The following is a 12,886-nucleotide window of genomic DNA, read 5'->3' as shown; positions in this document are numbered from 1 at the left end:
GAGGGCGATTGATTCACGGTGCCACCTCAATGAATGAAAGCGAAGAAACCTTTCATTTTCTCTCTCAAGTATCAAACAATACTCTTACTCGTTAACGGGAGCTCCCGGAAAAGACCTACTGGATTCAGTCTTTCAGCTCAAAAGTCCATTTCACTTCCTTCACTTGTTGATTCGCAGCCCCATCAACTCTCTGGAAAGTTTAAAAAAGTTACTTCTCTCTTGAATTGCCTTATTTATTTGATTTGAGGATTATCTTACATGAGAATAAAATGAATGTCAATTACTTTATCTCATTTTATTTTCATTATTCTACAACCAAGTCGCGATGGTTTCAATTGGCAAGCGAACAGATGGAAAACCAGCCTCCATCCCTTTCCCAATTGAGACGAGCATGATTGGAACATACCGTTCTTTTTCTAAGCCAAGGACTTCTGCAATTTGCGCCTTTTCAAAGCCACCAATTGGACAGGTCTCATAACCGTGTGAACGAGCAACTAGCATCAATTGCATGGCTACCAAACCGCCATCAATTAAGATGGTTTCTTTATTTTCCATTTGTGTGATTTTTTCAGCATGCGCTTTGATGCCCGTTAGTTGTTTCTCTTTGACTGCTTGCGGCATATAGCCTTGCTCGACCGCTTGATGGTAGATGGTTTCCGCTTGTTCAAAATGATTAAAGTCGCCAAAAATCGCAATGACCGCTGCCGAAGTTTCCACTTGCCGCTGGTTAAATTTTGCCAAAGGGGCAAGTTTTTCTTTTCCTTCCGCGCTTTCAATAACAACAAAGCGCCAAGGTTGTAAATTAACCGAAGAAGGCGCTAAGGTGGCCTCTCTGAGTATTTCAGTCATTTTTTCTTGACTAATTTTGACCGTCGGATCATATTGACGAATCGAACGACGCCCATAAAGAATTTCTTTAAAATCGTTTCTTTCACTGGTTGCCATGACTCTTCTCCCACCGTTTCTTTTTTCGAACAGATTTTACCTAGCTGCCTGTGACTTTAGCATAGAGAAGCACTTCGGTCAATTTTCTTGATTGCCTGTTGCCAGCACACTCGCTGAATGCCATCAAAAAAATCCATCTTTCTAAAAAGAACCATGAGTTTCCTCACAGTCGTTCAAGAAAGACGAATTTCTTCATTTTATCTGATGCGATTTACAATAAATCTCTGCGTAAGTCTTCCACTGGAATGGGTGACAAGTACTTTGGTGCAATATCAAGTACTGTATACGCCCCAAATTGTTTCTCCTTCGCTAATCGCACGCAAGCACGTGCATAAGCCACGAGCACACTCGCTGTAAATTCTGGGTTGCTCTCTAACTCTAAATGATATTCAATCACTTGTTTGGTCTGTTCATGGGTCGTTCCTGTATGTAAAACCGTTCCACCATGAGGCGCCGCTTTGTGCTTTTGATTTAATTCTTCTTGTGAAATAAAGTGAACTTGTGTATCATAATCGGCAAAATAATTTGGCATGGTGACAATCATTTCTTTTATTTCTTCTGCATCCACACCCGTTTCCAATACAACAAAACACTCCCGTAAATGCTTATCCCGAGTCGTTAATTCAAGCGTTTCCCCGGCCTTTAAGCGTTCAATCACTTCCGTATTCGGAATCGTATATTGGGTCGCATCGGCAACTCCTTTGATGCGACGCAAGGCATCGGAGTGTCCTTGGCTTACCCCTTTTCCCCAAAATGTATAGGTCTCTCCTTTGGGCAAGATACTTTGTGCATACAAACGATTCAAACTAAATAGACCCGGATCCCATCCCGTAGAAATCACTGAGACTGTCTGGTTTTCCTTTGCGACTTGCGCGACGTTAGCAAAGTGTTCTGGGATTTTTGCGTGTGTATCAAAACTATCAACCGTATTAAAATAGCGGGTCATTTCAGGTGTTTGCACCGGTAAATCAGTCGCAGACCCCCCACATAAGATACAGACGTCAATCATTGCTTGTTTGCTTAATAACTCATCCATTGCATAGACAGATGCACCATCGGTTTGAACCGTTTCTGGCGCTCTTCTTGTAAAGACTCCAACCAAAGTCATATCTGGATTTTGTTTTAATGAACGCTCGACACCACGTCCTAAGTTGCCATAACCGACAATTGCTACTCGAATCATCTAACCACTCCTTCTTTGTATTCAAATTATACTATAATTTCCACCAAATAACTGCATCGAGGAACTTGTTTTTTTCCTTCATTCATGATTGCTTTAAGCAAAAAAATTCTGACACTCGACACGCCTGCATCGAAAATTGATTCTCGCTATTTTTTTGACCGCTAGAAAAAAACACCTTCACTTTTTCCAATCAAAGAAAAAATGAAGGTGTTTCCTCTTGTCCTATCCATGCGTATTTATTTTTCTCCGCGATAGGCTAACATTAACCCCTTGATAAAGTTACGCGCGTAGCGATCGCCACAAGGTTTGTAGTTTCGATGGCCTTCTTTTCGTAAAATCGCACTCATTTCTCCTTTAGAAACGATGACTCCCGCACGCTCTAAGGTTTCAAGCATGTCTTCACTCGTTAAAGACAAGGCGATTTTCAATTTCTTTAATAAGAGGTTGTTCGCATTGCCTTTATGTAATTCAAAAATCGGTGCTTGCCCACCTTCGCGCACGCCTCGTTGAGAAATAATCATGCCATTTAGAAAACGCTCAAAAGCCTCATCCGTTAAGTCAAACTCATATTCTTCATCATTTTTCTTCGTTAGCATTTCTCGCACTTCTTCTTTGGTTACTTTCATCCCACCAAGTTCAAAAATTTTAACCATATCCATATCGCGAATGTCTAGCGCATAACGCAAACGTGTTAAGCGGTCATTATGATTCATTCTTATCCACCATCCATTTCTTTGTCTCATTATACCAAATTTTCAGATGAACGCCCGCTTTTTTATGCTTCTCCTAAGACGTTGCCACTATTTAAGCTCGCTGTTTTTGTTTCTAAAGGTAGCCAGTCTAAGAATTTTTTCAAGTAGGTGTCCCAAAAATCCCATTCATGGCCCCCTTGGTCTTCAATATAGGTGATGGCAACTGCTCGTTCCTTTAAAAATTCATGAAAATCACGTACCGCATCGAGCAAAAAGTCTTCGGTACCAATCGGCAAATAAATTTTAGGTAACGCTCGTTTGTTTTTTAAGCTTTCATCAATTAAGTGATAATAGTCTTTGTCACTTCCTTCAATCGTTTTTAACCCACCAAAAACATTCTCATAAAAACCACGATCAAAAACACCACTACCCGCTGAAGAAGGATCTTCTGATAAGAGATCTTTTAAAAAGACGGCGGGTGAAAAGGCACCAATATGACTAAATGTTTCGTGATATTTCAAGCCGTTGACAAGCGCACCATATCCTCCCATCGATAGTCCTGCAATAAAAGTATCTTCTTTTTTGTGGGAAAGCGGAAACATTTTCCGGGTAAATTCTACGAGTTCTTCTGCGACAAAACGACCATAATATTCTCTTTGTTCTGGTTTATCCACGTAGAACTGGTTCTCTCCTGCCGGCATAATCACCGCGAGATTTTTTTCCTCCGCCCAACGCTGAATTCTTGTACCTGAAAGATAATCCAGATGATTGCCTAGTGCGCCATGCAATAGATACAAAGTTTTTAAGCGCCCCTTTGTTTGACCATCTGCTGTTGACTCCACCTTTTCTACAGGAATAATCGCCTGAAAAGTAACACTACGAAATAACTTCTTTGAAACAAAATTGACTTGGACAAGTGACATCTTTATCTCCTACTTTCATTTTTGGTGTAAAACCGTTCGTTTTTTTTATTCTTTCTTCTACAACTTTCCTGTTGACTCCCCTCGCTTTTTACCTAGCAACAACTTTTAGGATGAAAAAGAATCCGCTAACAATTCATGAATGGTCTGACTGGCCCACTGGCTATTGGTACTTTCTGGTTCTTCGGACTGGTACGAAATCAAAGCTTTCCATAAAGCCCAACCTTTGCTGCGCTCCCAAGTCGCTTCATCACAAGCAAGGGATTTTTTGAAAATTTCTCGGCTACTTTGCTCAAAAAAAGTCCACGCCATGACATAATCACAAGCAGGATCTCCTATCCCTAAAATCCCAAAATCAATCACGGCGACGAGTCGACCATCTCGCACGAGTAAGTTTCCAACGGCTAAATCACCATGGACCCAGACTGGTGGTTGTTGCCAATGACTGGCTAAGGCGCGTTCCCAAATTTCTTGTAATGGCTTTGCTGGAAATACGGACGAAAGTTTTGTTAGCGCTTGACGTGTTTCTTGATGATACACCTTTAACGCTCCCCCACGATAAAAATTTTGTTTTCCAGCTAAGGGACCACCCGTCACGTCAATTTGTTGAAGTTCATTTAAAAAACGAGCCAAATCGTGTGCAAAAACAAGGCGATCCGGCACGGTTTGTACACTAACGGTTTGACCGTCAATCCAACGATTTATACTCCAAGGAAAAGGAAAGGGAGCGGTTGGTTTTCCCAGTGCCACTGGAACGGGTATTTCATACGATAGCCCTCCTTGCAACTTAGGTAGCCATTGAGCTTCTTTCGTCACTTGCCCGGCGTAGGCAACTCCGCTTGGTAAACGTACGCTATATTCTTTTCCTAAGTGAAACGTGCGATTATCATGGCCGCTTTGATCAACTGGTTGAATTGCTAGATGTTGCCATTTAGGGAACTGTTCCTTCACCAAACACTTGACGAATTTTGTCGTTATTTCCATTTTATCCCCCCTCCTGAATAGTTTAACGCAAACAAACCTTGAGTACCATCGGCAAATCGCTCGCATTGATTTTAAACGTTTCAACTCAACAAAAAAAATGGTCCACGATTTTTTTCGTTAACCATTTTATTCGCTAGGATGAGGCATCGATGTTGCTACGCATGCCCCATGCCTACTATTTTTTCCTGGTAAAAGCAAAAATTGCTATCTTTTTTGATAAAAGGTTCTCACTAAAATACGATCCGCAGGTTTACGAAACCCCTTCGAAACAATTTTCGTAACTTCTGTTTGATTAAAAGAAACTTTCTCTCCTTTTTCTAACCCCTGGGGATAAAAAGCCCCAGTATAATCAAAAGCAGAAAGATTGCCGCCTTTTTTGACATTTGGTCGACGGTTTAAAATCATCACAATTTGATTGGAACCTTCAATTGCCACCAGACTACCTACAGGTAACATCTTTCTTTCTCCCCTCTACCCTTATTTGCCCTTATTATAACAAGCCTTCTAGCTTTATAGTGCTTGATCTCAAAGGCGAAACACTCGAAAAAGAAAACATTTTTTTCATTTTGTAAAGGAGTTGCTTGCTTTACCTTCAATATTCAGTATAGTTAATAAAGAAAGTCATTCATGAATAAAGGAAGTGCAAACATGCGGATTAATAAATTTATCAGTGAGGCAGGACGCTCCTCGCGACGGGGTGCCGACAAGCTCATCACAGAAGGCCGAGTGATGATTAATGGAAAAAAAGCCACCATCGGTAGTCGGGTAGAACCTGGAGATGACGTTCGGGTCGATGGCAATCAATTATATGTCGCACGAAACAACGTCTATATCGCTCTGAATAAACCTGTCGGCATTACAAGTACGACCGAAAAAGGAGTCAAAGGAAACATTGCTGATTTGGTCAATCATACCCCTCGTGTTTTCAATATTGGACGTTTAGATAAAGATTCCGAAGGGTTGATTTTACTGACCAATGATGGAGATATCGTCAACGAAATTCTTCGTCCTGAAGGTCGTCATGAAAAAGAATATGTTGTTTCTGTCGATCGACCAATTACGCCAGAATTTTTAAAAGGCATGGCCAGTGGCGTGAAAATCCTCGGTACAACGACACTTCCGTGTGAAGTCGAACAACTCTCAAAATTTGAGTTTAAAATTATTTTAACGCAAGGTCTAAATCGACAAATTCGACGCATGTGTGAAGAACTCGGCTATCAAGTCTACCGGCTACAACGATTACGGATTATGAACATTCAATTAGGGAATCTCCCTGTTGGGCAATGGCGCTATTTATCGAAAAAAGAAAAAGCGACTCTCTTTAGAGAACTCGATTACGAAGAAAAAGAGTGGTAAAAACCATCCCGAAGATTTAATCAAAAAAGAGACGACACCTGGCGGTCGTCTCTTTTTTGATAGTTGCGATTGATTTGAATGATTTTTTACGAAGGCAATCCGTAGTATACTTCATCTAAAAACAACCCTTGCGCAGGTACCGTCATGCCTGCATCTGCACGCACTTTTTTCTCAAAAACATCATCAATCACTGATAAGTCGATTTTTCCTGCCCCAATTTCTAATATTGTTCCCATCATAATTCGAACCATGTTATACAAGAAACCTTCACCAACAAAAGTGAAATGTAATAAATCGCCTTCTCGTTGAATGGCAATTTCTTCTACGGTACGAACGGTTGATTTTTTTGATTTTTTCAATGATGAAAAACCAATAAAATCATGACGCCCCATTAATTTTTGACAAGCCGCTTCCATCTTTTCCATATCTAGCGTTTGAGGATAATAAAAACTATGAAATCCTTCAAATGCAGAAGGAATGACATTATCCCAAACATAGTAACTGTATTTCTTCCCTTTGGCATTATAACGCGAATGGAATCGTTCTGGAACTTCTTCGACTTTTTTGGCAATAATGTCTCGCGGCAAATAGCGATTCAACAATTCTGTCATTTTATCGAGTGCCATCTCATTTTCTGTTTTAAAATTCGCCACTTGCCCTCGCGCATGTGCCCCTGCATCCGTCCGCCCAGAACCAATAATTTCGATGGCTTCTGTTTCTAAAATTTGCTTTAAGACACCTTCGATTTTTCCCTGAATCGTTTTTTCTGAATCACCTAGTCGCTGCCAACCTAAGTAGCGACGTCCGTCATATTCAATGGTTAATTTGATGTTTCTCATGTAAAGGACTCCTCTAATTTCTTCTATTTGAACACTGCTTCATTCGGTTCATTGTACCAAGAACCAAAAGAATGAGCAATCAGTAGTTAACTAAGAGAGGAGCGCTACTGGTTTCTTTTTGATATAATAAAAGAAAGATTCGATTAGAGGAGAGGGACAAAATGAAAATAACTTATCAATGGATTCGAATTGGCTTTCATGTAATCAAATTGCTCGCAACTATTTTCCTTGCCTTTATTATTTATCGCGCACTTTTTATGCGTATTTTAGTAAATGAAATCAACCTCGTCATTTATATTCTTTTCTGGGCTTTCAGTGCGTATCTTGTCTTGCCGTGGATTAATCGTAAGTTAACCAAGATTTACGTCCCGCATTATTTTATTGGTCGTACACAAACGAGTGACGGACTACTGGGAGACCCCATCAACATTGCTTTCAACGGAGAGAAAGAAGACATTTTAACTGCTTTTAAAGAAGCCGGGTGGCACGTCGCAGATCCACTTTCCTTCTCCTCTTCGGTTAAAATTGTCAAATCGAGTATTTTAGGGAGCTCTTATCCGACCGCACCTGTCAGTTCTTTATTTTTGTTTCAAGAACAACAGACCCTCGCTTTTGAACGAGAGATAAATCATAACCCTCGGAGAAGGCATCACATTCGTCTTTGGAAAACACCAGAAGGTTGGCATTTACCTGGGGGCAAGCAAGCTGATTGGCTGGGGGCAGCCACCTACGATAAGAATGTTGGTCTTTCATTATTCACCGGACAAATTACTCATAAAATTGATTCAGACACAGATAAAGAACGTGACTTTGTCATTCAAACACTAAAAGCAAGCTCTTTATTAGGTGAAGTCGAAATTGTCGAACATTTCACTTCTAGCTACCATAGTCGTAACGGAGGAGGAGACCGGATTCAAACTGACGGCGCCTTGCCTTTTGTCACCCTTCAGCGGAAATAGCGTCGCGAGGCTAGTAATAGTCCCACGACGCTATTTTTATTTTACATGACTTTTTTAGCCAATCGTTTTTACTGATTTTCTGCCATGTATTCTTTACTAAACTCATACCTAGCAAGAGCCATTTTTCGTCGCTCTTGATGGTTCACGATTGGATAAGGGTAGTCCGTTCCCAACTGAAATTGGATTTTCTCTTGCTCTTCGACAGGCATCTTTTCAGGTTGATGAATCCATTTTTTAGGAACAGAACTTAATTCTTTTACATATTTTTTAATGAAAGCACCCGAAGCATCAAATTTTTGACTCTGAACCGTTGGATTAAAAATTCGGAAATATGGCGCAGCATCCATACCAGTCGATGCCGCCCACTGCCACCCACCAATGTTACTAGCTGGATCATAATCAATCAGCATCTTCTGAAAATACTTTTCTCCCCACCGCCAGTCAATGAATAAATCTTTTGTTAAAAAAGAAGCTGTGATCATCCGCAATCGATTGTGCATCCAGCCTGTTTCCTTTAATTGTCGCATGCCAGCATCAACAATTGGATAACCCGTTTGACCTTGTTGCCATTTCAAAAATTTCTCAGGGTCGTTCTCCCATTCAATTCCACGAAATTGCTTTTGAATCGCTTTTTCTTTTTGATCAGGATGGGCATAAGCAATCATATGATAAAAATCACGCCAACATAGTTCCTTTTCAAAAACTCGCTTTCCATCAGAATCAACTGCCTGTTGGATTTTCTCCCAAACGGTTCGAATCGACAATTCACCTGTTCTTAAAAAACGTGACAAATGACTGGTTTGATCCAAAATCGGAAAATCTCTTACTTGGTCATAAACCATTAGATCCGACTCAATAAAGTTCGTAAGTCGTAGCATTGCGGCCTCTTCACCGATTTTTTGTCGTTCCATGGTTGGCAAACTTTGGCACTGTTCTTTAAATATCGCCTCATCTTCCAAAAATAAAGGTTGAGCAACAACTATGTCTTTAGCTAGTGAAGAATTCAACGGTGCTTCCTTTACATGATTGCACCATTTTTTGTAATAAGGGGTAAAGACCTGATAAAAGTCATTCGTTTCTTTTTTAATCTCTTGTGCATGATGCAAATAAGCATCATGAAAGGAATAAATCCTTAGTCCTTTTTGCTCCAAAAAGTGTGAAATTTCTGTATCTCTGACACGCCCATACCCAGTTTCATCGCAATTGAAATAAAGTTTATCTATACTTGGAACCCGTTCGATGAGTCGTTGAAAACAAGTTTTGGGGTCACCAAATAAAATCTGTAAATGACACGCTTCATCTAACTTTTCTTTAAAATGTGCGACACTTGAAAAGAACGCTTGGTGATTAGGACTTTCTTCAATTAATTGTTTTGGATTGACTTGGAATAAAAGAATCAATTCCTTAGAATCACGACAAGCATGATAGAAAGCTTTATTATCCTTTACTCTTAAATCTTTGCGAAACCACATCACTGAAGTCAATTTTTACTCATTCCTTTCTTTCAACTAAGCGTAATGCCTTGCTTTACCTACTATTATACCCCTTCCGCTCTTCAGGTGGTTGGCAATCGCACAAGTAAAGGTTGAGCCTTTTTGACGAATCTTTTCAATGAGCGTGTGAAAAATAGGGACTGTGACATCTGTCACAGCCCCCTTGATGTTTTACAAATGTTTGGCGGAGAAACGGGCAACAAAAGTCTGCTCTTTCGTGAAGTCTCTCAGAGCAAAACGACTTTTATCACACCTTCTTGTATGTTTAACTTCGTAACCCACGACCGCGCTGAATGAAAGACCAGCAAATCGCATACAAAACGAGAATAAAACCAATTAATATCCCCATTGAAGCCACAACCGAAACATCCGTCACTCCTAGGAAACCGTAACGAAAACCAGAAACCATGTAGACAATCGGATTGACTTTCGAAACTGCTTGCCAAAAAGGCGGCAACATTGAGATGGCATAAAATACCCCTCCTAAATACGTGAGCGGCTGCAAGACAAAGGTTGGGACAATTGAAACATCGTCATAGCTTTGAGCAAAAATCCCATTTAGTAATCCTGCTAGCGAGAATAAGATCCCCGTCATGAATAAAGTCAGTAAAACAATCCCCCAAGAATAGACATGCAATGGCACAAAAAAGAGCGAAACAATTGTAACTAAAAAGCCAACAAGAATACTACGACCTAGGCCTCCTAATAAAAACCCCCAGATAATCACATGGGTTGGAACAGGTGCGACCAATAATTCTTCGATATTCTTTTGAAATTTTTGTGAGAAAAAGGAAGAGGCCACATTGGAATACGAACTCGTAATGACGGACATCATGATCAGTCCCGGAACGATGAATTCCATATAAGAAAAACCTTCCATCTCTCCAATTCTTCCGCCAATTAAATTTCCAAAAATAACGAAGTACATCGAAGTGGTAATGACAGGTGGAACAAGCGTCTGCACCCAGATACGTAAATAACGATTGGTCTCCTTAATTGCTAAACTTTTCAATGCGATAAAATAAAGATTAAACATGACTAGCCTCCATGGAATGATTCTCTTCTGTGATTTTTAAAAACAACTCTTCTAAACGATTGGATTTATTACGCATGGAAAGCACTTGAATTCCTTGTGCCGTTAATTGCTCAAAAACCGCATTTACACCTTGATTTCGTTCCACTTCAACAACTAGCGTCACTTCATCTTCCATATACGCAGGGTAGTCGATAATTTGAGGTGCTTGAGCAGAAGCTTCCAAGTCAAAAATAAAGGTTTCAAATTGTAACTTCGCAAGCAAAGCTTTCATACTTGTATTTTCAATCAAGACGCCTGATTGAATGATACCAATGTTTCGACACAGCATCTCTGCTTCTTCTAAATAGTGAGTCGTTAAAATAATCGTCGTTCCTTGCTCGTTTAAGGTTTGAAGGAAATCCCACATTTCACGCCTTAATTCGATATCAACCCCTGCCGTTGGTTCATCTAAAATTAATAGCTTTGGTTCATGCATTAGTGCACGGGCAATCATCAAGCGGCGTTTCATTCCACCAGATAACATCCGGGCCCGAACATGCCGCTTTTCCCATAAATCAGATTGCTTCAAATACTTTTCACTTCTTTTTAACGCTTCTTTACGAGGAACTCCGTAGTATCCTGCTTGATTGACAACAATTTGTTCCACCGTTTCGAAAGGATTAAAATTAAATTCTTGTGGGACAAGGCCAATTTGTTGTTTGGCACGAACCAGTTCGGTATCAATGTCATAACCAAAGACCTTCACTTGCCCCGCTGTTTTATTAACTAACGAAGTAATAATGCCAATCGTCGTTGATTTTCCTGCACCGTTTGGCCCAAGCAAGGCATAAAAATCGCCGGCTTCAACCTTTAAGTCAATGCCCTTCAGAGCTTTCATCCCCGTCGCATACGTTTTCTTTAAATTCATTATCTCTAAAGCATAAACCATTTGATTCAATCTCCTTAATTCTCTATCATTCCGATTTTTCTCCTCTTCAATCATAAGTGAAAACAGCGTATGATACAAGCCTATTCCTAGCTCGTAAAGTACAAAAAAAAGAGTGATTCGCCCCTCAAAATGGGGACCAATCAATCTTTTCATCTATTCAAGCCATTTTGCAACGGTGCCTGAATTTTCCTCAATCCACACTCGGGGCAGCCTCTTCAGGCTCCATTCCATCATTAATGGCCAGCATGACTGTTTCCATATCCTCGACCGTCCAATGGAACTGAATGAGATTGCAATTTGTTGATACTTCGGTAAATTCATCCTTTTATCTTTTACCATTTCACTGGCTCCTTGCATCTTACATTTGGAGTACTTTTATCCTACTAAATTTCTGTAGGGAATGCAAAATAATGGGCGATTTGCTAGACGAGACAGCCAAGAGCAAAATACTTGTTCTTAAGAAAGAAACCGCTTATAATTCAACGATGTCTAGTAAAAAACTTTTGATTTATTTGCAATTTTTTTATTCAGCTTCCCTTTTACTTAGACAAGTATCAATATAAAGGAGTAGAAAACATATGAATTGCACAAAATGCGATAATGAAATGGTTCCCGGTAATCTAATCGGTGACCGATATGCCTTAAAATGGATGCCAGCTAGTGAAAAGATGCTACTTGGGACATTTGTCAAAAACGGCATTACTTTTAAAAGTGCCGGCCTATTTGGACGTCCAAAAGTCGAAGCTTTTGTTTGTTCAAACTGTCATACCATGACAATCGATATGAATGGTCAGACAAAATAATGGCATGTGATTCAATCACTACTCCCTTATTTTCGACGGCTTTTTAAACCACTTGTTTTTTCAATTGTAACAATCTTTGGTTTCCCCTTCATTTGGTGAACCATTTCGCCCATAATACATTTACTACCCTGGAAGGAGCGATTTTTATGCAACGACTAAATTTTCAAACAATCAAAGAAGAACAACTGATTGATACGCGCTTACAGAAAGAATTTCAAGCGGGCTCTTTACGACAAGCCATTAATATCCCTACGGCAAAATTCGAAAAATTGGCCCCTCGACTACTGGACATTCACCGCCCCATCGTTTTTATCGTACCGACAGCAGCAATCAATGACTTGCCGCAACTCGAACAAGAGGCAACCAAATTAGGATTTGAAACCATTCATGGTTACCTCTTAGTAGAAGAATTAGGCAGTGACCATTTACATCAAACGCCGACTCTTTCAGCCAAAGATTTTTTAGAAACAAAAACGGATTATCTTTTGTTGGACGTTCGCGACCAGGCAACCGTCACGAAACCCGCTCCAAAAAAGAATTTAGTGACCCTGTCAATCAAAGATTTAGCAACGAATTTTGCTGAGTTAGATCCAGATAAAGAAATTTTCACTTTATGCGGTTCAGGCAACAGTGCAACGACTGCAGCTTCCTTTTTAAACAAACAAGGACGCAAAGCCACCGTTATTGAAGGCGGTATGACCGCGATTCAAAAAGCCCAGGAAAACAAGCACTAAACAAGCATCTCTTG

Annotated in this window: 14 protein-coding genes and 1 other annotated feature (1 of these 15 cut by a window edge); of the genes, 4 read left to right on the top strand and 10 right to left on the bottom strand. The window is 40.1% G+C overall.

Going from position 1 to position 12,886, the window contains the following annotated elements; genetic code table 11:
• Nucleotides 1-234 (bottom strand) — a binding site (T-box leader); it reaches 3 nt to the left of the window's first position.
• A gap of 75 nt (nucleotides 235-309) precedes the next feature.
• From ACYSNO_RS07085 to ACYSNO_RS07060, 6 genes are all read right to left on the bottom strand, one after another.
• The gene (locus ACYSNO_RS07085) at nucleotides 310-945 is read right to left on the bottom strand and encodes a nitroreductase family protein (RefSeq protein ID WP_461730370.1); all 636 of its coding nucleotides are present in this window, start codon (nucleotides 943-945) and stop codon (nucleotides 310-312) included.
• Between the two features lie 211 nt (nucleotides 946-1,156).
• Entirely contained in the window at nucleotides 1,157-2,128 is a 972-nt protein-coding gene (locus ACYSNO_RS07080) for a diaminopimelate dehydrogenase (RefSeq protein WP_461730369.1), read from the bottom strand.
• A 236-nt stretch (nucleotides 2,129-2,364) separates the two neighbouring features.
• Entirely contained in the window at nucleotides 2,365-2,841 is a 477-nt protein-coding gene (locus ACYSNO_RS07075; RefSeq protein ID WP_461730368.1) for a YehS family protein, read from the bottom strand.
• 62 nt (nucleotides 2,842-2,903) lie between these two features.
• The gene (locus ACYSNO_RS07070) at nucleotides 2,904-3,743 is read right to left on the bottom strand and encodes an alpha/beta hydrolase (RefSeq protein WP_461730367.1); all 840 of its coding nucleotides are present in this window, start codon (nucleotides 3,741-3,743) and stop codon (nucleotides 2,904-2,906) included.
• Between the two features lie 105 nt (nucleotides 3,744-3,848).
• Complete coding sequence (locus ACYSNO_RS07065; protein WP_461730366.1) at nucleotides 3,849-4,724, bottom strand: aminoglycoside phosphotransferase family protein; 876 nt, start codon at nucleotides 4,722-4,724, stop codon at nucleotides 3,849-3,851.
• A 204-nt stretch (nucleotides 4,725-4,928) separates the two neighbouring features.
• A complete protein-coding gene (locus ACYSNO_RS07060) occupies nucleotides 4,929-5,180 on the bottom strand; it encodes a DUF4176 domain-containing protein (protein WP_461730365.1) in 252 nt (83 codons plus the stop codon).
• A 192-nt stretch (nucleotides 5,181-5,372) separates the two neighbouring features.
• Here ACYSNO_RS07060 and rluF point away from each other — a divergent pair, with 192 nt between their 5' ends.
• The gene (rluF, locus tag ACYSNO_RS07055; protein WP_461730364.1) at nucleotides 5,373-6,080 is read left to right on the top strand and encodes a 23S rRNA pseudouridine(2604) synthase RluF; all 708 of its coding nucleotides are present in this window, start codon (nucleotides 5,373-5,375) and stop codon (nucleotides 6,078-6,080) included.
• Nucleotides 6,081-6,166: 86 nt separating this feature from the next.
• Here rluF and truA read toward each other — a convergent pair whose 3' ends face one another.
• Complete coding sequence (truA, locus tag ACYSNO_RS07050; protein WP_461730363.1) at nucleotides 6,167-6,919, bottom strand: tRNA pseudouridine(38-40) synthase TruA; 753 nt, start codon at nucleotides 6,917-6,919, stop codon at nucleotides 6,167-6,169.
• A gap of 161 nt (nucleotides 6,920-7,080) precedes the next feature.
• Here truA and ACYSNO_RS07045 point away from each other — a divergent pair, with 161 nt between their 5' ends.
• Nucleotides 7,081-7,878 (top strand): LssY C-terminal domain-containing protein, encoded by a 798-nt coding sequence (locus ACYSNO_RS07045; protein WP_461730362.1) that lies wholly within the window; start codon nucleotides 7,081-7,083, stop codon nucleotides 7,876-7,878.
• 68 nt (nucleotides 7,879-7,946) lie between these two features.
• Here ACYSNO_RS07045 and ACYSNO_RS07040 read toward each other — a convergent pair whose 3' ends face one another.
• The 3 genes from ACYSNO_RS07040 to ACYSNO_RS07030 all read right to left on the bottom strand — a co-directional run bounded on the left by ACYSNO_RS07040 (nucleotide 7,947) and on the right by ACYSNO_RS07030 (nucleotide 11,335).
• A complete protein-coding gene (locus ACYSNO_RS07040) occupies nucleotides 7,947-9,362 on the bottom strand; it encodes a cryptochrome/photolyase family protein (protein ID WP_461730361.1) in 1,416 nt (471 codons plus the stop codon).
• Nucleotides 9,363-9,636: 274 nt separating this feature from the next.
• On the bottom strand, nucleotides 9,637-10,407 hold the full coding sequence (locus ACYSNO_RS07035) for an ABC transporter permease (RefSeq protein ID WP_461730360.1): 771 nt from the start codon (nucleotides 10,405-10,407) through the stop codon (nucleotides 9,637-9,639).
• Nucleotides 10,400-11,335 (bottom strand): ABC transporter ATP-binding protein, encoded by a 936-nt coding sequence (locus ACYSNO_RS07030; protein ID WP_461730359.1) that lies wholly within the window; start codon nucleotides 11,333-11,335, stop codon nucleotides 10,400-10,402. The genes ACYSNO_RS07035 and ACYSNO_RS07030 overlap by 8 nt, the downstream gene beginning before the upstream one ends.
• 578 nt (nucleotides 11,336-11,913) lie before the next feature.
• On the opposite strand from ACYSNO_RS07030, the gene ACYSNO_RS07025 reads away from it, so the two are divergent.
• Nucleotides 11,914-12,138, top strand: a complete 225-nt coding sequence (locus ACYSNO_RS07025; RefSeq protein ID WP_461730358.1) for a PF20097 family protein — start codon at nucleotides 11,914-11,916, stop codon at nucleotides 12,136-12,138.
• A 146-nt stretch (nucleotides 12,139-12,284) separates the two neighbouring features.
• Entirely contained in the window at nucleotides 12,285-12,872 is a 588-nt protein-coding gene (locus ACYSNO_RS07020) for a rhodanese-like domain-containing protein (RefSeq protein WP_461730357.1), read from the top strand.
• The last annotated feature ends 14 nt before the right edge of the window (nucleotides 12,873-12,886 follow it).

The sequence above is a fragment of the Enterococcus sp. LJL98 genome (assembly GCF_054871745.1).
Note: the sequence above shows the minus strand (reverse complement) of the source record. Positions and strands in the feature narration are given on the sequence as shown.

Excerpts from the sequence above, each read along its gene's own strand:
- ACYSNO_RS07085 (WP_461730370.1), bottom strand. The coding sequence starts at position 945 with ATGGCAACCAGTGAAAGAAACGATTTTAAAGAAATTCTTTATGGGCGT.
- ACYSNO_RS07080 (WP_461730369.1), bottom strand. The coding sequence starts at position 2,128 with ATGATTCGAGTAGCAATTGTCGGTTATGGCAACTTAGGACGTGGTGTC.
- rluF (WP_461730364.1), top strand. The coding sequence starts at position 5,373 with ATGCGGATTAATAAATTTATCAGTGAGGCAGGACGCTCCTCGCGACGG.
- ACYSNO_RS07020 (WP_461730357.1), top strand. The coding sequence starts at position 12,285 with ATGCAACGACTAAATTTTCAAACAATCAAAGAAGAACAACTGATTGAT.
- ACYSNO_RS07060 (WP_461730365.1), bottom strand. The coding sequence starts at position 5,180 with ATGTTACCTGTAGGTAGTCTGGTGGCAATTGAAGGTTCCAATCAAATT.
- ACYSNO_RS07045 (WP_461730362.1), top strand. The coding sequence starts at position 7,081 with ATGAAAATAACTTATCAATGGATTCGAATTGGCTTTCATGTAATCAAA.
- ACYSNO_RS07070 (WP_461730367.1), bottom strand. The coding sequence starts at position 3,743 with ATGTCACTTGTCCAAGTCAATTTTGTTTCAAAGAAGTTATTTCGTAGT.
- truA (WP_461730363.1), bottom strand. The coding sequence starts at position 6,919 with ATGAGAAACATCAAATTAACCATTGAATATGACGGACGTCGCTACTTA.
- ACYSNO_RS07025 (WP_461730358.1), top strand. The coding sequence starts at position 11,914 with ATGAATTGCACAAAATGCGATAATGAAATGGTTCCCGGTAATCTAATC.
- ACYSNO_RS07030 (WP_461730359.1), bottom strand. The coding sequence starts at position 11,335 with ATGGTTTATGCTTTAGAGATAATGAATTTAAAGAAAACGTATGCGACG.
- ACYSNO_RS07075 (WP_461730368.1), bottom strand. The coding sequence starts at position 2,841 with ATGAATCATAATGACCGCTTAACACGTTTGCGTTATGCGCTAGACATT.
- ACYSNO_RS07065 (WP_461730366.1), bottom strand. The coding sequence starts at position 4,724 with ATGGAAATAACGACAAAATTCGTCAAGTGTTTGGTGAAGGAACAGTTC.
- ACYSNO_RS07035 (WP_461730360.1), bottom strand. The coding sequence starts at position 10,407 with ATGTTTAATCTTTATTTTATCGCATTGAAAAGTTTAGCAATTAAGGAG.